This window comes from uncultured Halorubrum sp., assembly GCF_937146585.1.
Classification (GTDB): domain Archaea; phylum Halobacteriota; class Halobacteria; order Halobacteriales; family Haloferacaceae; genus Halorubrum; species Halorubrum miltondacostae.
Window position 1 is genome coordinate 19,448 of sequence record NZ_CAKZRO010000048.1, and the last position, 23,162, is coordinate 42,609.

Genomic DNA, 23,162 nt, shown 5'->3' on the forward strand with positions numbered 1-23,162 from the left:
TCGTTGACTGACCAGTCAGTCAATGAGCGACTCGCCGAGCGCGGCCGCGGAGATCATGGACGGGGTGTACAGCGCCCTCCGCGCTCACGGCTACGCCGACCTGACGATGCAGGACATCGCCGACGAGTGTTCGAAGAGCAAGTCGCTGCTCCACTACCACTACGACACGAAGGAGGACCTGCTCGTCGCCTTCTTAGACTACGTCGTCACCGACTCCGAAGAGCGGATCGCGGCCCGCGCCGACGACCCGCCCGTCGACCGGCTGGTCCAGTTCGTCGGGTGGTTCGTGTTCGCGCCCGACGAGGCCGACCGCGAGGCGTTCCACATCGCGCTGCTGGAGCTGCGCACGCAGGGGCCGTTCAACGAGCGGATCCGCGAACAGTTGGCCCGCAGCGACCGGCTCCTCCGGGGCACGGTCGCCGACATCCTCACGGAGGGGATCGAGGCGGGCGTCTTCCGGGATGTCGACGTCGAGGAGACGGCGGCGCTGCTCGTGGCGACCCTCGACGGCGCACGGACCAGGCAGATCACCCTCGCGGGGGCCGAACGCGACGGCGACACGGCGGGGTACACCCGCGAGGTCGCCGAGGCGGCGCTCCGGCGGATCGTCGGCCCCCTGCTCGCGGAGGGCGTGGAACTGCCGCCGCTCGACGGGGCGATCGGCGCGCTGCGGGGCGACCCCGACGACGACGCGGCCGACGGAACTGACGACGACGCGGCCGGCAGAACGGACGGGGAGGCGGCCGACAGAAGTGACAAGCGAGCGGCCGAGGAGTCCGCGGAGGCCGGCGACGGGAGCGGATGACCCGGCTCGGGTTCGAGCGGCCGCCGCCGGTGCTGCTCGCGGTGATCGCGAGCACCTTCTTCGTCGGCTTCGGCGGCGGCGTCGTCTTCCCGATCCTCCCCAACCTCGGCGCGGTCCTCGGTATCTCGGCGTTCATGGTCGGTGCGATCCTCTCCGCGAACCGGTGGATCCGGCTCGTCGCGAACGCACCCGCCGGCGCGCTCGTCGACCGGTACGGGACGCGGACGCCGTTCGTCGTCGGCCTGTTCGTCGAGGGGATCGCCACGCTCGGCTACGTCGTCGCGCTGGCGATGCCGCCCGCCGAGTCGCTCCGCCCGCTCGCCGCCTCGCTGCCGACGCTCGGGGTCGTCGGACCGGCGGACTGGTTCGCCGCGCTCTCGGTCGTCGTCGCGCCCGAGGCGTGGTTCCTGCTCGCGCGCGTCCTCTGGGGGCTCGGCTCGGCCGCGGTGTTCGCGACCGCGTACACCATCGCCGCCGACCTCTCCGACAGCGGCTCGCGCGGGACGAACATGGGGATCGTCCGCGGCGGGATCACCATGGGGTTCCCGGCCGGCCTCGTGCTCGGCGGGGTCGTCTCCGCGCTCGCGGGCAACGTCGCGGCGTTCGCCGTCGCCGCCGCGTTCGCGCTCACCGCAAGCGTCGTCGCGCACCGCTACGTGCCGGAGACGCACGTCACCGGCGACCGCTCCGGGGACTCGATCAGGCCGTGGGAGGTCGACACCGCCGTCCCGGCGCTGACGGTCGGGCTGGTCAACTTCGGACTGATGTTCGCGTACATCGGCGCGCTGTTCTCCACGCTCGTCTTGTTCCTCGGTGCGAACGACATCTCGCTGTTCGGCCTCGCCCCGCAGGGGACCTCCGGGCTGTTCATGGCCGGCACCGTCCTCTCGGCCGCGTTCTTCATGCTCGTCGGCGGTCGCGTCTCGGACACCCGCGACTCGCGGACGCCGATCCTCTTAGTCTTCCTCGTCGTCTCGTTCGTCGGGTTCCTGCTGCTCGCCCGGGCCGGATCGGTCCTCTCCCTGGGCTTCGCCTGCGTCTTCATCGGCGCGGGACAGGGCGGGACGAGCGGCCCGATGATGGCGCTGCTCGCGGACCTCACGCCCGACGAGCGGATGGGCCGCGCCTCCGGGACGAACAACGTCCTCGGCGACGTCGGGGGCGGGCTCGGGCCGCTGGTGTCGCTCCCGCTCATCGAGGCGGTCGGCTTCGCGCCGATCTACGCCGCCTGCGCGGCTCTCCCGCTCTTGGCCGGCTGCGTCCTCCTCCTCGGGGTCCGTCGAGAGACCGGGACGTTCCTCCCGGGGCGCGTCGCGGGCGAGGCCGGCGGGAGCGACCCCGTCGCGACCGACGCGTAGCCGCGCTCGTCGCCGCCCGAGCGGCGGGGCGGGAACCGCCTCCGGCGGGGCGTCGGGACGCCGTATGCGAACCGCTATCGCCCCCTGCCCGAAAGAACAACCGTTAAAAGTCGGCGACGGGTTCGTACGGACATGGCTGGAACTATCGAAGCGCTCGTCCCCGGCGGGCAGGCCAACCCCGGCCCGCCGCTCGGTCCCGAGCTCGGACCGACGCCGGTGGACGTCCAGGACGTCGTCGCGGAGATCAACGACGAGACCGCTGCCTTCGACGGCATGGAGGTGCCCGTCACCGTCGAGTACGACGACGACGGCTCCTTCACCATCGAGGTCGGCGTGCCGCCCACCGCGGAGCTCATCAAGGACGAGGCCGGCTTCGACACCGGCTCCGGCGAGCCCCAGGAGAACTTCGTCGCCGACATGTCGATCGAGCAGGTGAAGAAGGTCGCCGAGCAGAAGTCGAGCGACCTGCTCGCGTACGACACGAAGGCGGCCGCCAAGGAAGTCGGCGGCACCTGCGCCTCCCTCGGCGTCACCATCGAGGGCGAGGACGCCCGGACGTTCGACGACCGCGTCGACGCCGGCGAGTACGACGACGTCCTCGACGAGTAACGCCCGCGGCCGCCCTCTTCCGACGCCGTCCGTTTCTCACCGACCGTCCACGGGAGTGACCGTTTCCAAGAGCGACCGCCTCCGGGAGCGGCCGCCTACACGACCGGTCGTTCCGCAGGCTCGGCCTCGGTCGGCTCGGCCGTCACCGGTCGCACGTCGGTCCACGTCCAGCCGATGATGGCGGCCGCGGCGACGACGGCGTAGAACTGGACGAAGAATCCGGCGATCGTCCCCAACACCGGAACGATCGAGAGGACGCCGATCGCCAGCGCGCCGGCGAACACCACGGCGGCGGCGGTGAGCCAGCCGACGGCGTACGCCCGCTTCGTGACGATCCCCCAGAGCGTGCCGAGGGCGAAGCCGTCGCCGACGCGCCCCGACTCGGCGACCGCGGCCAGCGCGGCCGGGGTGACGTAGAGGCCGGCGAGCGAGGCGGCGAGCGCGACGACGACGAGCGCCAGCGCCACCAGCCCGCCGACCAGGCCGCCGAGGAGGCCGCCGGCGCCCTCGGCGGAGCCGAGGACGGCGGCGCCGACGCCGAACGCGGCGGCGACCGCGAGGACCGCGAGGGGGACGAGCGAGTAGACGAACGTGACCGCGAACGCCTTCAGCCCCTCGACGAGGAGGTCGCCCCACTCGTCGAAGGCCGGCGGTTCGTCGTCGCCGTCGGCTGTCCGCCGGATGACGCGCGCGAGGTACCCGAGCACGAGGAACGACGGGATCAGGAGCGGGCTCGCGAGGAGCAGGACGCCGCCGATCAGGGTCGTGACGAGTGCGTCGTCGCCGTCGCGAAGGTAGTTGAGTGACGCTTCTATCATGGTGTATCCCACGTCCGAACGCGCTCAGACGGCTTAAACTAGTACGGCGAACGGAGACGGCACGGCGACCGGGGAACACCGCGGCGAAGGTGGACAGCGCGGCGAACGGCCGCAGCGCCCCCGCGACCGCGGTCCGATCGCCGCCGGCGGAGCCGTCCACTTATGCCCGAACCGGACGGAGACGCCGACATGCCGGATCTCAATCCGATCGCGAAGCGGATCCACAACGTCCAACCCCGACCGGTGCGGCTCGAACTCGACTCCGGCGAGACCGGCGTCTACGAGTTCTCGTCGACGGAGTTCTTCCAGCGGGAGTTCCGCGGCGAGGGCGTTCGGACCGACGCCGACCCCGAGGCCGACTTCCGGCTGATCAGCTCCGAGGGCTACGAGCGGATCCTGCTCGGCCGCTCGGGGCCCGACGAAGGGGGCTGGTCGATGGTCGGCGAGGTGGTCTCGGCCGAGCGCGCCGAGGAGTAGCCGCAGACCCCGCTCGGAGGTCGCTCAGCGGACGACGGTCACCGGCACCTCGGCGCGGCGGACCACGCCCTCGGCGACGCTCCCGAGGAGGACCCGCGAGAGGCCGGTGCGCCCCCGGCTCGCCAGCACGAGGTGGTCGAACGGCTCGCCGGCGTCCCCGTCGCCGCCGGCCGGCTCCTCGCCGCCGGCCACGCCGAGGATCGTCTTTGTCGGGCGGCCGACCTCCAGCCGCGTCTCGACGTCGCGGTCGACCGCCTCGGTCGCCTCGGAGAGCGTCCGCTCGCCGCGCTGTTTGGCGCTCTTGTACCACTGGTCGGACGCCCCCGGGAACCCGCCGTCGGCGCCGGTCGCCGAGTCGGCGGGGTTGATGACGTGGAGCGCCGTGAGCTCGGCGTCCGGCCACTCGGTGGCGGCGAACTGTAACGCCTCGATCGCCTCCGACGACCCGTCGACCGCGACGAGGATGCGCTTGGACATACGCGTCGGTTCGCCGCCTCGGGTCAAAAAGGGCGGCGGCGACTCCGGGGCGGCGACAATCCACGACGCGGCGCGCGACGGGGGCGGTCACAAGGCACTTGCCGGACCGCGGGTCACCGGGCCACATGAGCAAGCCGTACGCGCGGTCGCAGCTGGCGTCGGTCACCGCGCGCGGCGGCGCCTGGCTCGTCGACATCGTCGCGAGCCTCGTGGTCGCCGCGGTCGTCTCGGGGGTCGCCGGCGTCGCCGCGGACCCGCTCGGGCTCCTCGCGTTCCTCCTCGTCTCGGTCGGCTGGTACGTCGTCCCGGAGGCGGTCTGGGGGCGGACCCCGGGGAAGTGGGTCGCCGGAATCAGAGTCGTGGAGGCCGACGGCGGCGACGTCTCCGCGCGCGCCGCCGTCGTGCGGAACCTCACGAAGGTGATCGGCGGCGGCTCGATCCTGTTGGTCCTCGCGGGCGTCGTGTTCATCGCCGACTCGCGCGACAACCAGCGGCTCGGCGACCGGTTCGCCGACACGCTGGTCGTGCGGGTCTAGCGGGACGCCGCCGTCAGTCGTGCCGCGTCACGCACTCCGAGAGGCCGATCAGCTCGACGGGCTCGGAGTTGTCCGGCGAGTAGACGACCATCTGTCCCTTCTCCATGTACGGGACCTTCCCGGCGAGGTTCGACGGGATGTTGACGCTGGAGATGGCGTCCTCGTCGCCGAGGTTCAGGACTATCTTCGTGTTCACCTGCTTGAACACCGACTCGGCGACGTCCTGCGGGTCCTGCGTGATGAGGAAGAGCCCGAGCCGCTCCTTGCGGCCCTGCTTCGCGGCCTCCGTGAACTTCTGGACCACCTTCTGGGCCTGGACGTTGTCGGCGTCGGCGAGGAAGTTGTGCGCCTCGTCCATCCCGACTAACAGCGGCGTCTCCTTGATCCGGTCGCTGGCGGGGTCGTTCGAGAGCTTGTCGTCGACGAGCAGCCCCGCGACCGCGAGGACGACGATCTCCTTCTGCCGGGAGGTCGGCAGGTGGTAGGTGGGGACGACGGAGAGCCCGCCGGGGCGCACCAGCGTGTGGTCGAGCTCGGTGATCGGCTTCGCGTCCTGATCGAACACGCCGCTCGGGACCCCGCGGACCCGACGCTTGACGGCGTCGAACGTCGCCTCGTGGATCCGGCCGCTCTCGTGGAGCTCCTCTTTCAGCGCCGGGTCGTCGAGGTACGAGAGGAACTGGCTGTACGTCCCCGCGTCGCCGTAGTCGTCGAAGAAGCGGTTCAGCAGCGTCAGTAGCGCCGGGTACTGGTTGTCGTTGAGCCCGGATCCGGCCACCAGCCACGGCATGTCCCGGGCCAGCGAGAAGGGGATCGTGAACTCGACGCGCTCGGCGCGGTGGCCCTCGCCGGGGTACGTCGCGTTCGCGACGCGGGGCACGAGCGCGACGGTGTCGTCGTGACCCCCGTGGGCGATTCCCTCGCGCTCCAGCCGGCGCGCGAACGCGTCGTCGAGGTCGGGGTTGTCGTCGTGCATCTGCGCGTACTCGTCCTGCGGGTCGAACTGGACGACGGCCATCCGCGACTCGCGCCCGTCCCCCATCGGGTACGTCCGGTCCGAATCGAGGTACTGCCGCAGGACGTTCTTCGAGGCGTGGGTCTTCCCGGACCCGGTGCCGCCGGCGACGAGCGTGTGCCGGAACGCGAGCGGGTCGCCGTCGGCGTAGTCGTCCTTCACCCGGTAGTCGACGGTCGGCGGCTCGGCCGCGGTCCGGACCTTCTCGCCGCCGACCGAGAGGTGGCCGAGGAACACGCCGTCGTCGGGGATCTTCAGCCCCGTCTTGATCTCGGCGTCGTCGGCCGCCTCCTCGACGACCGCGCCCGGCTTCGGCACGCGGTCCGTCATGCGGCGTTTCATCCCCTCGCCCTGGCCGTAGACGACGGACATCGGCTCCAAGTCGGCGACGAACTTGTAGTCGCGCTCGGCGAACTCGTCGCGGCGCATCTGCCGGCGGGCGTGGATCTCGGTCGCGTCGTCCGACTGGAACTCCTGGGCGTACTCCAGCCCCGTGATCCGACAGAACAGCCGCTCGCCGTCCGGGTACGGGATCAGGAGGTACTTCCCGAGCCGCACGGACTCGCGGTTCCCCGTGGTGACGAACGCCTTCAGCGACGTCTCGTCCTCCTCCTCGGCGACGCGGAGCCCCTGCGACACCGACACGACGCCGAGCCCCGCGTCGCTCCCGGCAGGGGTCGCCTCGTAGTCGGCGAACGCGTCGCCCTCGCGGTCGCCGTTCGCGTCGGGTTCGGGCGCGTCCGAGGGGGCCGCGCCCGCCGCGCTCCCCCCGTCGGCGGCGGACTCGCCGCCGGGTCCGACCGCGGCGTCGCTCCCATCATCGGCCTCGTCCGGGGAGCCGCCGTCGCCGTCGCCGTCACCGGTGAACTCGGTGAAATCCTCCAGCGTCATGGCGGATCCACCGGTCGCCGGGCCGAAAGCGTTTGCCCTCGCGCGCCGGGGCGCCGATTCGCCGCCGACCGGCCCTGCGCGACCGGTCACGGGGGCCTTATCCGGCTCGGCCTCGTACGTGTCCTATGATACTCGTTCGCGGTAGCGGCGGCGGGACGGACCTCACCGGGACGGTGTTCGAACGCGGTGAGGAGCCGCCCGCGTACAAGGGCGCGCCCGACGAGGACGCGCCGTACGTGTGGGTCTGCGACTCGTTCTACGAGGTCGAGAGCGGCGGCTCGCCGCTCGTCGTCGACGGCGAGGAGATCCGCGTCGCCTTCGAGGAGCCGATGCCCCGCGGGTTCGACACCCGCGATCAGGCGGTCGAGGCGGCCCGCGACCACGTCCGGACGCAGTTCGCGCGGATCGGCGTCGACCCCGCCGCGGTGTCGGTCGAGGTGACCGCGCCGGACCCCGCCTGACGGGCCGGTCCCGTCGGCGGTCCGTGTCCCCCTTTTACGAGTCCCGCCCCGGTACGGGGGAGTATGTCGGAACCGTCGGAGGACTTCGACCCCGGGTCCCGGGAGGAGCGCGAGGTCGCCGCCGAGGCCGCGGGCGACCGGTCAGACTTCCTCTCGCTGATGGGCCACGCCTACCGCGGCGAGCTCGGCCGGACGAGCTCGTGGCGGACCCGCATCGACCGCACGACCAACTGGGCGGTGGTGGTGACCGCGTCGCTGCTCACGTGGACCTTCTCGAACGAGTCGCGGCCGCACTACGTGCTGCTCATCGGCCTCGTCATGCTCAGCGTCTTCCTCGGCATCGAGACGCGGCGGTACCGGACCTTCGACGTCTGGCGGTCGCGCGTGCGGCTCTTGGAGGAGAACGTGTTCGCGAACGCGCTCGACCCCGAGGGCGTCGAGCAGTCGAACTGGCGGGCGCTGCTGAGCGAGGACCTCCGCGAGCCGACGATCAAGATGTCGACCGTCGAGGCGGTGTCTCGCCGGCTCCGGCGGGTGTACGCTCCCCTGTTCTCCGTGCTCATCGCCGCGTGGGTCGTCAGGCTCACCGTGTTCACCCCCACCGGCGGCGGCGTCGTCGCGACCGCGGCGGTGGGGCCGATCCCCGGTGCGTTCGTGCTCGCGCTCGTCGGGGGCTTCTCCGCCGCCGTGTTAGCGACGACGCTTCGGCGGACCCCGAGACGCGCCAAGGGGGAGATGCAGGCCGCCGAAGACGCCGACGAGTGGAAGTGAGCCGGGCGGGCTCCGCCTCCCGCAACCCCTTTTCGCGCGCGGCCCAACCAGTGGGTATGACGGAGCTACCGGACCGCGTCGTGGGCGACGCGCGGACGAGCGACTTCGGGTGGAACCTTCTCACGGACCTGACGGACGTCGGGAACCGAATGGCCGGGTCGACCGGCGAGCGCCGCGGGGCAGAGCGGGTCGTCGAAGCGTTCGAGGCGGCCGGACTGCGGAACGCCGGCCTCGACGAGTTCGAGATCCCCGGCTGGTGGCGCGGCGAGTCGTCGCTGTCGGTGTCCGGGGCGGTCGAGCGCCGCCACGAGAACTCCCACGAGGTGATCGCGCTGCCCGGGACACCGAGCGGCGAGGTGAGCGCCCCGCTCGTCGACGTCGGCGACGGGACCGACGAGGAGTTCGCGGCCGCCGAGGACGACCTCGACGGCGCGGTCGCGATGGCCTCCTCGCGCACGCCCGAGAGCCACGACCGGTGGATCCACCGGATGGAGAAGTACGTCGCGGCGGCCGAGCGCGGCGCGGTCGGGTTCGTCTTCCGGAACCACATCGAGGGGGCGCTCCCGCCCACCGGCGAGATCGGCTACCACAACCGACCGGGCCCGATCCCCGCGGTCGGCGTCTCGAAGGAGGTCGGCGACCGGCTCGCGCGGCTCGCCGAAACCGCGGAAGGCGGCGACACGGAGGGTGGCGACCGCCCGACCGTCTCGCTCGACGTCGACTGCCGCAACGAGCCGACGACGTCGGTGAACGCGGTCGCGGAGCTCGGCCCGAACACCGAGGAGGCGGTGTACCTCACCGCGCACGTCGACGCACACGACGTGAGCGACGGGGCCAACGACAACGGGGCGGGATCGGCGCTCGTCGCGGAGGTCGGTCGCCTGCTCGCGACCGTCGAGGACGACCTCGACACGCGGGTGCGGCTCGTCACCTTCGGCTCGGAGGAGATCGGGCTGTGGGGGGCGTATCACGCCGCGGAGACCACGCCGCGCGAGGAGATCGCCTGCGTGGTGAACCTCGACGGCGCGTGTAGCTCCCGGAACCTCCGCGTCGGGACGAACGGGTTCGACGGGATGCGCGAGACGTTCGAGGCGGTCGCGGACGCGTTCGACGCCCCCCTCGCGACCGGCGAGACGATCTCCCCGCACGGCGACCAGTGGGCGTTCGTCCAGGAGGGGATCCCGGCCGTGATGGCGTCGACGACGAGCGACCAGTCCGGCCGCGGCTGGGGCCACACCCACGCCGACACGCTCGACAAGCTCGACTCGCGGGACCTCCGCGAGGTGGCGACGCTCGTCGCCGCGGCCGTCTACCGGTTCGCGACGGGCGAGGTCGGCGCGACCCACCGCTCGCGGGAGTCGGTCCGCGACGCCATCGACGAGGGCTACGTGGAGGAGCTGAAGACGGGCGGACGGTGGCCCTACGACGAGTGACGGCGACGGGCGCGGCGCGGCTACTCCTCGGCGTACAGGAGCGTCCGTCGGCACTCTGGACAGACGTACGGAACCGGCGTCAGGATCTCCGCCGCCCTGACGCCGCTCAGGAACCCGTCGTCCGTCGACGGGGAGGCGATCGACAGTTCGCCGAGGGCGTCGGTCCCCTGTAGCTCCATCCGTTCGAGCGGCTCGTCGCAGTCGGGACAGGTCCTCTCGTCGGGCATCTCCGTCGGCGGTACGGGTGCCGCCGCGAAAATCGGTTCGGTGTGAGCGCCGGTCCGGAATCGGCGAGCGTGTCCTAACGGGCCGGAGCTCGGCGTAAAATCGGTCGGTCACGGTCGAGCCCGGCGCGGCGGCTCACGGACCCGTCCCGGTCCGCCGCCCGGATCACTCCCCGTCGGAGCCGTCGCAGACGCCGAGGGGTAGCGACTCGGGGGCGTCGCCGTCGGCGTCGAGGCCGGCGTACGCGTCGTCGATGAGCCGGGCCAGCTGCGTCTCGGGGCTCACGCCGCGGGCGGCGGCGAGGGCCGCGAGCCGCTCGTACTGCTCGTCCGGCACGGTGACCGTTCCCTCGTCCATACGCGGCGGTGCGTCCCGGAGCTACAAAAGCGTTGGTCTGGCCCCGCTCACGACGGATCCGTCTGGTCGGCCCCGCGAACGGTGCCCGCCGGTTCGCCCTCGGCGAAGCGGTCGAACAGCGCGTTCATCACCGCGGACTCGGCGCGGGAGAGGTGTTCCCACACGGTCGTGGAGCCGAGCCCCAGCTCGGCGGCGACCTCCTCGACGCCCACGCCGCCGCCGTGGTCGTAGTAGCCCGCGGCGATCGCTGTCGCGAGCACCTCCCGCTGCCGGTCGGTGAGGCCGTCGAGGAGGCCGGAGGCGGGGAGCTGCGGGGAGCGCTCGATGGAGGCCAGCTCCACGTTCCGCGCCAATTTAACCTCGTTGCCGCCGCGTTCGAGCTCCCGCATCACCGCCGAGAGGTCGTCGCCGTCCTCGAGGTACGCCGTCCAGCGCTCGACGCCGCCGGAGATGGTCGTGCCCATCCGGTAGTGGATCCCCAGCCGCGAGAACCGCTCGCTGATCCCCTCCCAGTCGGCCGCCGAGACGTCGATCGTGAGGGCGACGTACGCGTGCGTTCCCTCGATCGGCGCGAGCGGCTCCGCGGAGACGACCAGGTCGAACTCGCGGAACTCCTCGACGAACGCCTCGATCTCGGCCGTCGGGCCGGTGAGCTCGGCGATCCGCTTGCGCTCGGAGCCGCTGCCCGTCATCGACGAGACGGACCGGTACCGCACCTCCGGGTGGCGCGCGCTCACCTCGCACTCCGGCTCCCCAGCGTGGTGGATCCGAAACGTCACTTCCCGCATGATCGATTCGAGACCGCCGGGGTTCAAACGCGTTCCGGACCGGTCGCGAGGCATTTATACGGGCGAGCGCGGGCCGCCGTCGAGACGGCGACACCGGGACGCCGGCCCCTCGCGGGAGCGGTCAGTCGCCGCGCCCCATCGCGTAGAACTCGTCGTTCGGGCGCATGTCCGCGACGGTCGCCATGCGGTTAGAGAGGTTGAAGAACGCCGCGACCGAGGCCACGTCCCACACTTCCTCCGGCGAGAAGCCGGCGTCTCGGAGTCGCTGGACGTCCTCGCCCGTCACGGCGCCGGGGGACTCGGTGAGTTTGACGGCGAAGTCCAGCATCGCCATGTGGTGATCGGACACGTCGGCCTGTCGGTGGTTCGTGGCGAGCTGGTCGGCGAGCTTCGGCGCGCCGGCGTAGATGCGACAGAGCGCACCGTGGCCGACGACGCAGTAGAGGCAGCCGTTCGCGCCCGACACCGCGACGACGATCATCTCGACCTCCTCGCGGGCGAGCGGCGTGTCCGTCACGAGCGCGTCGTAGTACGCGAAGAACGCCCGGAAGTGACTGGGCTTGTACGCGAACGCCGAGAACACGTTCGGCGTGAATCCGGCGTCTTCGGTCTCCTCGTCGATGCGCTCGCGGAGGTCCTCGGGGAGGTCCTCGTAGTCGGGCACGGGGAACCGCCGCATCGCGTCGTCGTTCATACCGGCAGACGCGCGCCGCGACCACAAAGCCGTTCCCCCGGACCGCGCGCCGTTGCGCCGCTCGCGGTCGACTCGGACGGTCTCGGTGCCGCGGCGGTTGATTTATGCGGGGGCGTGCTGTCCGTTGGCACACGCATGGCCGACCCGAGTGACACCGGCGAGGGCGACCGGCGGGGGACGAGGAGTTCGGGTGCGGCCGACCGGACGGCGGTCGTCGAGCGGCTGTACGGGGACATCCCGTTTCACCAGCGACACGGCCTCGAGGTGCTCTCCGTGACTCCCGACCGCGCCAGGGTCAAGCTCCCCTTCGACCCCGGGCTCGTGGGGAACCCCGACCTCGGCGTCCTCCACGGCGGCGTCGTCAGCGCGCTCGTGGACCTCGCCGGCGCCGCCGTCTTCGTCGGCGACCGCGAGGCGTACACCCCGACCGTCGACCTCCGCGTGAACTACCTCGAGGCCGCCGGCCGCGAGCCGCTGTACGCGACGGCCACGGTGGACCGCCGCGGTGCCGACATCGGCGTGGCGAGCGTCGAAGTCGAGTCCGGGGACGCCGTCTGCGCGACCGGCACGGGCGTCTACAAGCTCACCGATGACTGAGTTCCCCGTCGACGGCGTCGTGGACGCCCACGTCCACCTGATGCCCGAGCGCCTGATGGCCGCCATCCGGGAGGCGCTCGGCGACGACGCCGGCTGGGCGTTCGACCACCCGACCGACCGCGAGCGGATGGAGGCGACGCTGGCCGACGCGGGCGTCGAGCGGTACGCCGCGCTCCCGTACGCCGCGCGTCCGGGGGCGGCCGCCGACCTCAACGAGTGGGTGATCGACGCCGCCGCGGCGTCCGACCGCGCGGTCCCGTTCGCCACGGTCCACGCCGCCGACGACGATCCGGGGACCGTCGTCTCCGACGCCTTCGACGCCGGCGCGCGCGGCCTGAAGCTCCAGCTCCCGGTTCAGGGGTTCGCGGCCGACGACCCGCGGCTCGACCCGGCCTACGAGGTCGTCGCCGCCCGCGACGCGCCGGTCGTGCTCCACGCCGGGACGGCGCCGATGTTCGAGGACAGCCCCCACGTCGGCGTCGAACGCTTCGAGTCGTTCCTCGCCTCTTACCCCGACGTGCGGGTGTGCGCCGCGCACATGGGCGCGTACGAGGTCGACGCGTTCGTCGGGCTCGCCCGCGACAACGACAACGTCTTCCTCGACACCACCTTCGCCATGTCGAGCGTGGCCGAGACGTACATGGACTTCGACCCCGCGAGCGTCGACGACGACACGCTGATCGAGCTCTCCGAGTCGGTCATGTACGGGTCGGACTACCCGAACATCCCGTATCCCTACGCCCGGGAGCGGGAACACCTGCTCTCCCGGGACCTCCCGGTTGCGGCCCAGCGTGACATCTTCTCTCGAACCGCGCGGCGCTTCCTCGGCGACGACTGAGGGACGGCGTCGCTTCGTCGGTGACGGCGGGTGTCCGTGGGGCCCGCCGTGCGCTCAGTACCGCTCGTCCACGACGCCGGGATCGTCGAGGTCCGCGACCAGTTCGACGGCGTCGGGCGTCACGATGAGGCGATCGCCGAGCGCCGCGCGCAGCTCGTCGACGTCGGCCTCGCCCTCGCAGACCACGACGAGGCGGTCGGTGGTCTCCGGCTGCGACACCTCGACGCGGTACTCGCCGGTCAACCCCTCGAAGCCGGCCAGCACGGTCTCGACGCTCTCCGGGTACACCTTCACGCCCTTGACCTTCAGCCGCTCGTCCGTGCGACCGATGACGCCGTCGGGCAACACGACGGTCCCGTCCCGAACCGCCAGTTCGGCGAGGTCACCGGTCCGGTAGCGCACCAGCGGGATGCCCTCCTTCCGGAGGTGTGTCACGACGACCTCCCCGCGCTCGCCGGCGTCTAAGGCCTCGCCGGTGTCCGGGTCGACGACCTCCACGACGGCGTAGTCGTCGCGGACGCGGAGCCCGTCCTCGGCGGCGGTCTCGGCGGCCACGGGCATGATGTGTCGCGTGCCGAAGTAGTCCACCGCCGTGGACGCGTCGAGCGCGTCCTTGACCGCTTCGCGGCGGCCGGGGATCGAGGTGAACGGCTCGCCGGCGCCGACGAACGTGTCGACCGAGCCGCCCTCCGCGCCGATCTTCAGCGCGAAGCTCGGGTTGCCCACGACGGCGTCCACGTCGTACGCCTCGATGGTCGCGGCGGCCTGCTCGGAGTCGCCGGGACCGAGCGGGAACACCTCCGCGCCGAGGCGTTCGAGCGCCCGGTGGAGGACGTAGCCGGTGCCGAACAGCTCGTAGCCGAACGTGTTGACGACGCGGTCGCCCGGCTCGATGCCGGCGCGTTCGAGCACCTCGGCGTTGGCGGCCGCCTGCCCGTCGAGGTCGTCGGCCGTGTCGAACACCGGCCGGAGCCGCTCGCCCATCGGCGAGAACGTGACCATCGCCGCGCCGTCGTACAGCGACCCGCTCGGCGGCGCGTCCTCGAAGTCGGCCTCGAGCTCGGCGGCCGTCGTGAACGGGAGGGCGCGGAAGTCGGCCCACGAGTCCACCGCCGTCGGGTCGACGCCCGCGTCCGCGAACTTCTCGGCGTAGAAGTCGCGGTCGGCGACCCGCTCCAGCTGCTCCCCCACCGCCGCGAGTGTACTGTCGTCGTACATCGCGTTAACACACGGCAAACTGCCACATAAAGCTCCGTCACCGGTGTGGAGACGGTGCGGGCGACGCCCGCGCGGGGCGGCGCCGTAACGGAAACGCGTGCGCGGTCAAGAGAGGCCGAAACGATAGGGACGCGGACCGCGGGCCGTCGCGTTCAGTACGCGAACGGCCACGTGCGCAAGTACTCCTTGATCTTGCCGAGCCCGGCCAACACCCCCTTCGGCTCGACGGCGAGCACGACGATGATGATCGCGCCGAAGAACACCGGCAGCAGCGCGGTCGCGTTGGTGCCCGTGAGGTCGGCGAGGAAGTTCAGCCCGTCGTTGAGGTAGTCCTGAACGAGCGTGACGACGCCGACGCCGAGCAGCGCCCCCCAGACGCGTCCGAGGCCCCCGAACAGCAGCATGACGTAGTGTTCGAGGGTGAGCCCGATCGTGAAGTACTCGGCGTTGATGAAGCCGATCTGGAACCCGAACAGGCCGCCCGCGACGCCGATCATGAACCCGCCGATGGCGAACGCGAGCAGCTTGTTCTTGAAGACGTTCACGCCGAGGACGGACGCGGAGAGGTCGTTCTCGTGGATGGCGCGGAACGTCTTCCCGATGCCGGTCCGGGAGAGGTTCAAAGAGAGCATCGCGAACACCAGCATGAGCACCAGCGCGAGCAGGTACTTGTCGACGGTCGTGCCGAGCGTGCCGACGGACCCGACGAGCCCGACGTTCGAGGGCAGCGACTGGGTGGTCCCGCCGTGGATGAAGGCGAGCTGGGAGTTCACGAAGAACCACTCCTCGGCGATGAACTGGAGCGCCAGCGTCGAGATGGCGATGTAGAACCCCTTGACGCGGAACGACGGCAGGCCGAAGCCGACGGCGACCAGCGCGGAGATGAGGCCGCCGACCGCGAGCGCCGGGAAGAGCCCCGCGCCGACGGCGAGCAGCCGGCTCGTGCTGTACGCGCCGATGGCCATGAACGCCCCCTGCGCGAGCACGATCTCGCCGGCGTAGCCGAGGATGACGTTCAGCCCCAACACCGCGATGGCGAAGATGTACGCCTGCGTCAACAGCGTGGTCGTGCCGCCGCCGAGGAGGAACGGCGCGATGAACGGGATCGGCAGGCCCACGGCGAGGGCGATCTTCTGCGTCCGCCACCGGACCAGCCCCATCCGCGACTCGTAGTCGGTGAAGTACTCACCGCAGGGCATGCGACCACCCCCGGTCGGCCGCGGCCGTTCGAGTCGTCGATGCACCGTCGGAGCGCCGCGTGGCGCGCGATCTGTGTCCCGTCATGGTCAGAGCCTCTCGATCCGCTCGGTCCCGAACAGGCCGTACGGCTTCACCAGGATGACGACGAGCAGGAGCACGAGCGGCAGGATCTCGCCGAAGCCCGCGCCGAAGTTGGCCTGGATGTCCGTGAACGGGACGTACACCGCGGTGCCGCCCACGAGGTAGTACGACCCGAGTTCCTGGAGGACGCCCACGACGATCGAGCCGATGAACGCCCCGGGGATGCTGTCCAGTCCGCCCAACACGACGGCGGCGAAGATGATGATCCCCGTGTTCTCGATGGAGACCGCCGCCCCGCCGCTGGACGTCGCCAGCAGGATGCCGCCGATGGCGGTGATGGCGATGGAGAGCGTCCACGCGAGCGCGATGGTGCGCTCGATGGAGACGCCGAGCACCATCGCGGCCTGCTCGTCGCTGGCGGACGCCCGGAGGATCGACCCGGTGACGGTCCGCCGGAAGAACAGCATCAGCACGGCGACGACGACCAGCGCGATGGCGACGGCGACGGCGTACGCCGCCTGTATCGACGTGCCGAGCGGGAGACTGAGCTGGCCGCCGAACGTCAGCGCCTCGGGGTACGCCTGCGCGTTCTGCCCGTACAGGAAGAAGATGACCCCCTCGAGGATGCTGCCGAGCGCCAGCGTCACGATGATCACCGACAACACCGGCTCGCCGATGAACTGGCGGAACACGACGCGTTCGAGCGCCAGCCCGAGAACGACGCCGAGCAGGACCGTCACGAGCACCGCCGCCCACGCCGGTATCGCCGCCGGGAGCACGGTGGCCGTGCCGAAGATGACGACCCCGTACGCGCCGACCATCGCGATCTGGCCCTGCGCGAAGTTCAGGACGCCGGTCACCTTGTAGATGAGCGAGAAGCCCATCGCCACGAGCGCGTACAGCGCGCCCAGTCCGAGGCCGCTCAGCGAGATGTCGATGAGCGTGACCCAGTTGACCATCTAGCTCACCTCCAGTTCGCGCTCGTCGTCGAGGACCGGCTGGTCCACGTCCACGATGCGCATGACGCCGTGTTCCTCGGACTCTCTGCCGTCTTGGTACGTGATCGTGAGTTCCATCTCTACCTCCGTGCTGCCGTCGTACAGCGCCGTCACGAGGTCGCCGTATCGCTCGACGACGACCTCGCGGCGGAGCTTCCCGGTGCGGGTGAGCTCCCCGTCGTCGGCGTCGAACTCCTTGAACAGGAGCACGAACCGCCGGATCGGGTTGTCCAAGTCCTCGTTCGTCTCCGCGACGACGCCGCGGAGCAGCTCCAAGACCGGTTCCTTCCGCGTCAGGTCGCGGTAGCCCGCGTACTGGATGTCGCGCTGGTCGGCCCACTCGGCGACGTTGTCGTACCGGATGTTCAGGACCGCGGTGAGCTCCGCGCGGTCGTCGCCGACGACCATCGCCTCCTTCACGTAGGGGTTGAACTTCAGCTTCGTCTCGACGCTGATCGGCGCGACGGCGGTGCCGTCGGTCATCTCCAAGACGTCGTCCATCCGGTCGAAGATCCGGACGTGGTCGTCGTCGGTGAGCGCGCCGAAGTCGTCGGTGTGGAGCCAGCCGTCCTCGAACGCCGACTCGGTCTTCTCCGGCATCCCGTAGTAGCCGGAGGTGACGACCGGGCCGCGCACGAGCAGTTCGCCGCCCGGCGTGATCCCCACCTCGACGTTCGGGAACACCTCGCCGACCGTCTCGACCTGAACGTCGTCGTCGCGGTGCATCGTCACGAACCCGCAGACCTCGGACTGCCCCCAGATCTGTTTGAGCGGGACGCCCATCGCGTGGTAGTACTCGAAGTGGTCCTCGCCGAGGGGACCGCCGCCGGTGTAGACGTTCTTCGCGCGCTTCAGTCCGATCTTGTCGAGTATCGGGCGGTACGCCACCCAGTAGGAGAGCCACTGGGCCCCGCGCAGCCACGCCGGGGGCTCCTCGTCGTTCTTCTCGCCGATGACGTACTCGGCGTACTTCTCGCCGACGCTCATCGCCTTGTCGTACACCCAGCCTTTGAACCGCGAGGTGTTCTCGATCTTCGCCTTGACGTCCGCGACCCACGCCTCGTACCGCTTCGGCGACGAGAAGATGATCTCCGGGCCGATCTCCCGGAGGTCCTCCTCCTCGGTCTCGGGCTGCTCCGGGAAGTTCGCGGTCCACCCGGCGACGAACGCGGCCGCGAGGAGGATCATCTGCTCGCCCACCCACGCCATCGGGAGGTACGAGAAGTAGTCCGACTCCTTCGGCAGCGGGTCGATGTCGATGGCCGCGTTGGCGAGGTTCACGAGGTTGAAATGCGAGAGCCGGACGCGCTTCGGCATCCCCGTCGTCCCCGACGTGGGCGCGAGCATCGCGGTCGCCTCCGCGGGCACGGCCTGGATCTCGGACGCGAGGTAGTCGTCGGGCACGTCGCCGGACTCGCGGCGCTCGCGGCCGCGCTCCTCGACGTCCTCGTAGGCGACGATCTCGGGGTCGCCCGGCCCGGTCTTCTCGCCGTTCTCGTACCGGAACATGCCCTTGTCGTCCCGGTAGATGATCGTCGACAGCGAGGGCACGTCGTCGGAGACGAGGAGGAGCTTGTCCACCATCTCCTGGTCTTCGGCGTACACCACCTCGGGTTCGAGCAGCCGGAGCTGTTTCTCGATGTCCTCCGGCAGCATGTCCTCGTAGTTCGGCGCCGCCATCCCGCCGAGCGACTGCGCGGCGATCCACGCCCACAGCTGGTGGGGGCGGTTGTACCCGATGGTGAACAGCACGTCCTCGTCGCCGAACCCGTACTCCTCTAACCCGAGCGCGAACCGCTCCACGCGGTCGTAGTACTCCTCCCAGGTGAACTCCTGCCAGACGCCGTACTGCTTCCAGCGCAGGGCGATGTCGTCCGGGTGCTCGGCGGCGTGGTCGATGAGGATCTCGGGGAGCGCCCGGTCGGAGACGATGGGCACCGACTCGCCCTCCGGCGCGGTCAGGACGCGCTCGACGGAGAGCCCCGAGTCGGCCGCGTCGCCCGACGCGACCCCCTCGGTCTCGGCGTTGTCGGCCGCCATCTACTCGACCCCCGTGTAGACGCGGGCGACCTCGGGGTCGTCCGTCACCGCCTCGGGCGGCCCGCGGGCGATGACGCCGCCCTTCTGCATGACGATCATCCGCTCGGAGACCGCGGTGACGACTTCGAGGTCGTGTTCGATCATCACGAGCGTCAGCCCTTCCTCCTCGTGGAGGTCGGTCAGGAACCGGATCATGTCGTACTTCTCGTCGAAGGTGAGCCCGCTCATCGCCTCGTCGAGCAGGAGCACGTCCGGTTCGAGCGCGAGCGAGCGGGCGAGGTCGACCCGTCGCTGGACGCCCAGCGGCAGCGTCGAGACCGTCGTGTGGCGGTACTCCCACAGCTCGAGGTAGTCGAGTATCTCCTCGACGAACCGCATGTTCTCGGCCTCCGTCTTCCGCCCGGTGCCGTAGTACAGCATCGCCGACAGCACGTTCGGGCGTTCGGCGACCGCCCGGGTCGTCATCACGTTCTCCAAGACGTCCTCGCTCTCGAAGAGCTCCAACCCCTGGAACGTCCGACCGAGGCCGTGCCGGGCGCGGTAGTGTTCCGGCCTGCCGCTGACCTCCTCGCCGTTCAGGTACACGTCGCTCCCGGCGTCGGGCGTGTAGAAGCCGTTGAGGATGTTCAACAGCGTCGTCTTCCCCGCCCCGTTCGGGCCGACGATGGACACCCACTCGCCGTCGGCGATGCCGAGCTCCACGTCGTCGACGGCGGTGATCGAGCCGAACGTCTTGGTCACGTTCCGGCAGCCGATCGCGGCCTCCTCGGGGGGCACGTGCGCGCCGCTCCTGAGCGACGCCGCGCGCGTCTCGGCCCCCTGATCGGCGCTCATCAGGTCCACCTCTTGCGGATCTTGTAGTGCCTGATGTCGGTGTACCGGGAGTCCTCGCTGGACGTCCCGAGGTAGAACTCCTTGATCTCCTCGCGCTCGACGAGCACGTCGGCCGGGTCGTGGAGCTCGATCTGGCCGTTCTCCATGACGTAGCCGTAGTCGGCGATCTCGAGCGTTCGCTTGGCGTTCTGGTCCGCGATGAGCATCGTGATGTCCTCCCGCTCGTTGATCTCCACGAGCGTCTCGAAGATGTCGCGGACCAGCTTCGGCGCGAGCCCGAGGGAGGGCTCGTCCAACAGGAGGAGGTTCGGCCGGTGGATCAGCGCGCGAGCGATGACGAGCATCTGCTGTTGCCCGCCGCTGGCGTAGCCGGCCTTGAGGTCCATGATGTCCTCCAGCTGCGGGAAGTACTCGAAGGCGATCTGGTAGTCGTCCTCGTCGAACTGGAACCGGCGGCCCTGGCGGTAGAGCCCGCACCGGAGGTTCTCCTCGACGGTGAGGTCCTCGAACACCCGCCGCCCCTCGAGGATGTGCGTGATGCCGCGCTCGACCATCTCGTTGGCGCCGTCGTTGGTCACGTCCTCGCCGCGCAGGAACACGCGCCCGCGGGTGACCTCGCCGCGCTCGCTCCGCCCGATGCCGCTTATCATCTTCAGGATCGTCGACTTCCCGGCGCCGTTCGGGCCGAGCAGCGCGACGATGTCGCCCTCGCTGGCCGACAGCGAGACGCCCTGTACCGCGAGGAAGTGCCGGTCGTAGACGATCTCGACGTTGTCGAGTTCGACGACCGGCCGGTCGCCGTCGTCTACCGCGGTCGCGGTCGCTTGCTCGTTGGTCGCCATTACAGGCCGATCCATGAGTCTCGCCGGGGCAGTTCGACGCCGGTGTCGAAGCTCAGGCTTCCGTCGGTGACCTCGAACAGCCGCCCGTTCATCGTCGGGCGGCGGTCCCCCTCCGCGTAGCTGAACGGCTCGGCGAGCCCGAACATGTCGTCGTCCTCGATGCCGAACATGCCCTGCCTGATATTCGGCCCGGTCGTGACGTCGTTCCCGGCCTCGGCGGCGTTTTGCATGCCCTTCAGCGCGAGCAGCGCGTGGATCACGCCGCGCACGTAGTTGAGCTGGGCGACCTCGGGGTCGTCCATGCTGCGCCCCTCGCGCTCGAAGTTCGCCTCGATGATCTCCGCGCCCCGGCCGCCGCTGTCGAGCGCGCCCTGGAACGTGCGGAACGCGTTGACGTACCGCACGCCTTCGAAGATGTCGGGCGACTGCTGGACCACGCGCTCGTCGACGGTGTAGGTGAGGCCGCAGACCGTCAGGTCGGGGTAGATGTCCTGTCGGTCCTCCAGGAGCACCCGCATCGGCGCGGAGGTGTTCTGGTGGATGAGGTAGTCGATGTCCTGGTCTCTGGCCTGCCGGAGCTGCGTGGTCGCCGAGTTTGCGGTCAACGGGAGGTTGATGTCCGGGGCCACGTCGAGCCCGAGCTCCTCGGCGTACTGCTTGCCGCCCTCCACGGGCGACCGGCCGAACGCCGTGTTCGAGAAGATGAACCCGACCGTCGCCTCCGGGTCGTTGTCCGCGATCCACTTCAGGTGCGCGCGGGCCTGACTGGTGTAATCGAGGTTGCCGAAGAAGTTGTACGGGAACTCCTCGGTGACGAGGTTCGCGGAGTACGACGCGGAGACGTACACCACCTCGTCCTCCGCGACGGTGCCCGCCAGCGCCTCGGTGTCGGCGGTGCCCCAACCGATGATCAGCGGCGGCGACGACTCGGAGGTGTACTGCTGGTAGTACTGCTGGGCCTGCGGCACCTCGTAGGCGTAGTCGTTGTTCGGGTGGTCGAGGGTCACGTCGAACAGGTCGTTCTCGTTGATGTACGCGATCGTGTCCCGCGAGCCGATGGCCGTCGGCCGCCCCACGTCGGACGTCGCCCCGCTCTCGTCGTAGATGCCGGGTACCGTGACCGAGTCGGCCATGCCCCCGTCGCCTCCGTCGCTCCCGTCGCCCCCGTCCCCGCCGCCGATACACCCGGCGAGCGCCAGCGTCGCGGCGCCCGCGGCGCCGCTCTTGAGGACGTTCCGCCGCCGGTACACTCGTGACGAATTCGCTGTGTCATCGTTTGTCATGAGTTCTACCTACTACCGTGAGCTACATACCACATAATCATTAGGGATAGATTCACCCCGCGGCGGGCGATCACCCGGAACCGGAGCGGTCGCGAGCGGCGAGCGGAGCGGTCGGTTCGCCGAAACAAACAAATGCGAGTGCCGAGAGGGCTAGTCCATGTTTACATTCGTCGTGGGTATCGACACTGACGTCGGGCGGGCCGAGACACAGGCGGAGACGATCGCGTCGATGCCGCTGGAGGCGGACGAAGTGACGGCGGTGCTCGTCCACTCGTTCAGCGAGAACCGGGAGGGCGCCACCGTCGAACAGGTCAAATCCGTCCGGGTCGCTCAGTCTCGACTCGAAGACGCCGGGATCGAAGTGACGCCGGAGGGGTACGGCGGCGACGCCGCCACGGCGATCCTCAACGTCGCCGACGACTACGACGCCGACCAGATCGTCGTCGCCGGCCGGAAGCGCACGCCGACCGGGAAGGTCCTGTTCGGCAGCGTCACCCAGAGCGTCATCCTCGACACCCAACGACCCGTCCTCGTCTGTAGCGGCGACGAGTGAACCGAACTCCCGGGGGACGGGCCCCGGGGGGGCGGCCCGGGAGTCAGCCGGGCCCATCGCGATCAGTTTATCACTGCGAGCGGGTATATCGGGGTGTGGTGGCGATGACGAGTCGGTTACCCCCACTGAGCCCCTTGTGACGACGGGTTTCCACCGAGCCACCGTTCCCACGACCGCCAGCGACGCGGCCGCCCCGCGGATCGGCGGCGCACGACCGGCCCCGGATCGACGGCGCCGGTCGGGTCGGGGTGAAAGTGGTCAGAGGCGGAGTCGCCGGCTCGCTGTCCGGCGGTTTCGACGCGAAAGGAGCGGGTGCGATTCGAGGTGGCCGCGAGGAGTCGGTCGCCGGTTCGCGGCTCAGTACGAGGCGGCCTGCTTGTCGAGGTCGGCGGCCTCGATGTCGTCGCCGTCGACCGACGTGCGGAGCACGTCCATCCCGTCGTCGCCGTCGATGTCGAAGTTGCGGGCGTACAGATCTTCGAGGCGGTCGTACTCGGCGTCGGATATCGGCGGCACGTCGCTCGCGGCGCTCCACTCGGCGATGTCGTCGCCGTCCCGGAAGGTGGGCGTGACGGAGGCGACCTCGTCGTGGGCCAGCAGCCAGCGGATCGCGGCCTGCGCCATCGTTCGGGTCCCCTCGCCGTGATCGGGCGTTTCGAGGAACCGGATCGCCTCGACCTTCTCCCAGCCGGTCTCGTACCACTCCTTCGGGCGGTGCGAGCGGTGGTCGCCGTCCTCGAGGACGGTGTCCGGCGTCACCTGCTCGTTGAGCAGCCCCGAGGAGTGCGGGACGCGGGCGATGACCGAGGTGTCGGAGCCGGACTCGCGGATCGTGTCGACGAAGTGGCGGCCGGGCTCCTGCTCGAAGAGGTTGAAGACGGTCTGGACCGCGTCGAACTCCTCGTACTCGACGGCGGCGTCGCCCTCGGCGAGCCAGCCGATCGAGGGGCCGAGCGCCCAGCC

At 70.5% G+C, this 23,162-nt stretch carries 26 protein-coding genes; 11 read left to right on the plus strand and 15 right to left on the minus strand.

Translation table 11 applies throughout. The annotated features are described in order from the left end of the window. The first annotated feature begins 22 nt into the window (after positions 1 to 22). From Q0116_RS04300 to Q0116_RS04310, 3 genes are all read left to right on the plus strand, one after another. The gene (locus tag Q0116_RS04300; RefSeq protein ID WP_297885856.1) at positions 23 to 805 is read left to right on the plus strand and encodes a TetR/AcrR family transcriptional regulator; all 783 of its coding nucleotides are present in this window, start codon (positions 23 to 25) and stop codon (positions 803 to 805) included. After that, positions 802 to 2,163 carry an MFS transporter gene (locus Q0116_RS04305; protein WP_297885858.1) on the plus strand — a complete coding sequence of 454 codons (1,362 nt, stop codon included), beginning with the start codon at positions 802 to 804 and terminating at the stop codon, positions 2,161 to 2,163. Before Q0116_RS04300 ends, Q0116_RS04305 begins: the two co-directional genes overlap by 4 nt. Positions 2,164 to 2,295: 132 nt before the next feature. Next, on the plus strand, positions 2,296 to 2,772 hold the full coding sequence (locus tag Q0116_RS04310; protein WP_006112818.1) for a 50S ribosomal protein L11: 477 nt from the start codon (positions 2,296 to 2,298) through the stop codon (positions 2,770 to 2,772). A 95-nt stretch (positions 2,773 to 2,867) separates the two neighbouring features. Here Q0116_RS04310 and Q0116_RS04315 read toward each other — a convergent pair whose 3' ends face one another. Beyond that, positions 2,868 to 3,590 carry a DUF4013 domain-containing protein gene (locus Q0116_RS04315; protein ID WP_297885861.1) on the minus strand — a complete coding sequence of 241 codons (723 nt, stop codon included), beginning with the start codon at positions 3,588 to 3,590 and terminating at the stop codon, positions 2,868 to 2,870. Between the two features lie 189 nt (positions 3,591 to 3,779). Here Q0116_RS04315 and Q0116_RS04320 point away from each other — a divergent pair, with 189 nt between their 5' ends. After that, positions 3,780 to 4,067, plus strand: a complete 288-nt coding sequence (locus Q0116_RS04320) for a transcriptional regulator (RefSeq protein ID WP_297885862.1) — start codon at positions 3,780 to 3,782, stop codon at positions 4,065 to 4,067. Between the two features lie 24 nt (positions 4,068 to 4,091). Here Q0116_RS04320 and Q0116_RS04325 read toward each other — a convergent pair whose 3' ends face one another. Then, complete coding sequence (locus Q0116_RS04325; RefSeq protein ID WP_297885863.1) at positions 4,092 to 4,544, minus strand: universal stress protein; 453 nt, start codon at positions 4,542 to 4,544, stop codon at positions 4,092 to 4,094. Positions 4,545 to 4,669: 125 nt separating this feature from the next. On the opposite strand from Q0116_RS04325, the gene Q0116_RS04330 reads away from it, so the two are divergent. Beyond that, positions 4,670 to 5,080, plus strand: coding sequence for an RDD family protein (locus Q0116_RS04330; RefSeq protein WP_297885864.1), 411 nt, complete (start codon positions 4,670 to 4,672; stop codon positions 5,078 to 5,080). Positions 5,081 to 5,093: 13 nt separating this feature from the next. Here Q0116_RS04330 and Q0116_RS04335 read toward each other — a convergent pair whose 3' ends face one another. Further along, positions 5,094 to 6,986, minus strand: a complete 1,893-nt coding sequence (locus Q0116_RS04335; RefSeq protein ID WP_297885866.1) for an ATP-binding protein — start codon at positions 6,984 to 6,986, stop codon at positions 5,094 to 5,096. A gap of 125 nt (positions 6,987 to 7,111) precedes the next feature. On the opposite strand from Q0116_RS04335, the gene Q0116_RS04340 reads away from it, so the two are divergent. The 3 genes from Q0116_RS04340 (at position 7,112) to Q0116_RS04350 (ending at position 9,651) form a co-directional block, all read left to right on the plus strand. Further along, positions 7,112 to 7,447, plus strand: coding sequence for a hypothetical protein (locus Q0116_RS04340; RefSeq protein ID WP_297885868.1), 336 nt, complete (start codon positions 7,112 to 7,114; stop codon positions 7,445 to 7,447). Between the two features lie 63 nt (positions 7,448 to 7,510). Beyond that, complete coding sequence (locus tag Q0116_RS04345; protein WP_297885870.1) at positions 7,511 to 8,218, plus strand: DUF2270 domain-containing protein; 708 nt, start codon at positions 7,511 to 7,513, stop codon at positions 8,216 to 8,218. A gap of 56 nt (positions 8,219 to 8,274) precedes the next feature. Next, positions 8,275 to 9,651, plus strand: a complete 1,377-nt coding sequence (locus tag Q0116_RS04350) for a M28 family peptidase (RefSeq protein ID WP_297885872.1) — start codon at positions 8,275 to 8,277, stop codon at positions 9,649 to 9,651. A 20-nt stretch (positions 9,652 to 9,671) separates the two neighbouring features. Here Q0116_RS04350 and Q0116_RS04355 read toward each other — a convergent pair whose 3' ends face one another. The 4 genes from Q0116_RS04355 to Q0116_RS04370 all read right to left on the minus strand — a co-directional run bounded on the left by Q0116_RS04355 (position 9,672) and on the right by Q0116_RS04370 (position 11,715). After that, complete coding sequence (locus tag Q0116_RS04355; protein ID WP_297885873.1) at positions 9,672 to 9,878, minus strand: hypothetical protein; 207 nt, start codon at positions 9,876 to 9,878, stop codon at positions 9,672 to 9,674. A gap of 163 nt (positions 9,879 to 10,041) precedes the next feature. Then, positions 10,042 to 10,233, minus strand: coding sequence for a hypothetical protein (locus Q0116_RS04360; protein ID WP_297885875.1), 192 nt, complete (start codon positions 10,231 to 10,233; stop codon positions 10,042 to 10,044). A 47-nt stretch (positions 10,234 to 10,280) separates the two neighbouring features. Continuing rightward, a complete protein-coding gene (locus Q0116_RS04365; protein ID WP_297885877.1) occupies positions 10,281 to 11,021 on the minus strand; it encodes a helix-turn-helix domain-containing protein in 741 nt (246 codons plus the stop codon). Positions 11,022 to 11,142: 121 nt separating this feature from the next. Then, complete coding sequence (locus Q0116_RS04370) at positions 11,143 to 11,715, minus strand: peroxidase-related enzyme (protein WP_297885878.1); 573 nt, start codon at positions 11,713 to 11,715, stop codon at positions 11,143 to 11,145. A gap of 135 nt (positions 11,716 to 11,850) precedes the next feature. On the opposite strand from Q0116_RS04370, the gene Q0116_RS04375 reads away from it, so the two are divergent. Both Q0116_RS04375 and Q0116_RS04380 read left to right on the plus strand, forming a co-directional pair. Next, complete coding sequence (locus tag Q0116_RS04375) at positions 11,851 to 12,312, plus strand: PaaI family thioesterase (RefSeq protein WP_297885879.1); 462 nt, start codon at positions 11,851 to 11,853, stop codon at positions 12,310 to 12,312. Continuing rightward, positions 12,305 to 13,150, plus strand: a complete 846-nt coding sequence (locus Q0116_RS04380) for an amidohydrolase family protein (RefSeq protein ID WP_297885880.1) — start codon at positions 12,305 to 12,307, stop codon at positions 13,148 to 13,150. The genes Q0116_RS04375 and Q0116_RS04380 overlap by 8 nt, the downstream gene beginning before the upstream one ends. A gap of 54 nt (positions 13,151 to 13,204) precedes the next feature. Here the strand turns inward: Q0116_RS04380 and Q0116_RS04385 are convergent, their stop codons facing one another. From Q0116_RS04385 to Q0116_RS04415, 7 genes are all read right to left on the minus strand, one after another. After that, a complete protein-coding gene (locus Q0116_RS04385; protein WP_297885881.1) occupies positions 13,205 to 14,368 on the minus strand; it encodes a phenylacetate--CoA ligase family protein in 1,164 nt (387 codons plus the stop codon). 152 nt (positions 14,369 to 14,520) lie between these two features. After that, a complete protein-coding gene (locus Q0116_RS04390) occupies positions 14,521 to 15,567 on the minus strand; it encodes a branched-chain amino acid ABC transporter permease (protein ID WP_297885882.1) in 1,047 nt (348 codons plus the stop codon). 87 nt (positions 15,568 to 15,654) lie between these two features. After that, the gene (locus tag Q0116_RS04395) at positions 15,655 to 16,608 is read right to left on the minus strand and encodes a branched-chain amino acid ABC transporter permease (RefSeq protein WP_297885883.1); all 954 of its coding nucleotides are present in this window, start codon (positions 16,606 to 16,608) and stop codon (positions 15,655 to 15,657) included. Further along, positions 16,609 to 18,687 carry an AMP-binding protein gene (locus Q0116_RS04400; protein ID WP_297885885.1) on the minus strand — a complete coding sequence of 693 codons (2,079 nt, stop codon included), beginning with the start codon at positions 18,685 to 18,687 and terminating at the stop codon, positions 16,609 to 16,611. It abuts the gene before it with no gap. Then, a complete protein-coding gene (locus tag Q0116_RS04405) occupies positions 18,688 to 19,521 on the minus strand; it encodes an ABC transporter ATP-binding protein (RefSeq protein WP_297885886.1) in 834 nt (277 codons plus the stop codon). Continuing rightward, the gene (locus Q0116_RS04410; RefSeq protein ID WP_297885887.1) at positions 19,521 to 20,363 is read right to left on the minus strand and encodes an ABC transporter ATP-binding protein; all 843 of its coding nucleotides are present in this window, start codon (positions 20,361 to 20,363) and stop codon (positions 19,521 to 19,523) included. The genes Q0116_RS04405 and Q0116_RS04410 overlap by 1 nt, the downstream gene beginning before the upstream one ends. Beyond that, entirely contained in the window at positions 20,363 to 21,613 is a 1,251-nt protein-coding gene (locus Q0116_RS04415) for an ABC transporter substrate-binding protein (protein ID WP_297885889.1), read from the minus strand. The genes Q0116_RS04410 and Q0116_RS04415 overlap by 1 nt, the downstream gene beginning before the upstream one ends. 190 nt (positions 21,614 to 21,803) lie before the next feature. Here Q0116_RS04415 and Q0116_RS04420 point away from each other — a divergent pair, with 190 nt between their 5' ends. Continuing rightward, a complete protein-coding gene (locus Q0116_RS04420) occupies positions 21,804 to 22,199 on the plus strand; it encodes a universal stress protein (protein WP_297885891.1) in 396 nt (131 codons plus the stop codon). A 357-nt stretch (positions 22,200 to 22,556) separates the two neighbouring features. On the opposite strand, the gene Q0116_RS04425 is transcribed toward Q0116_RS04420, so the two are convergent. Beyond that, positions 22,557 to 23,162 (minus strand): aldo/keto reductase (locus tag Q0116_RS04425; RefSeq protein WP_297885893.1); only part of this gene is annotated, 606 nt, incomplete at its 5' end.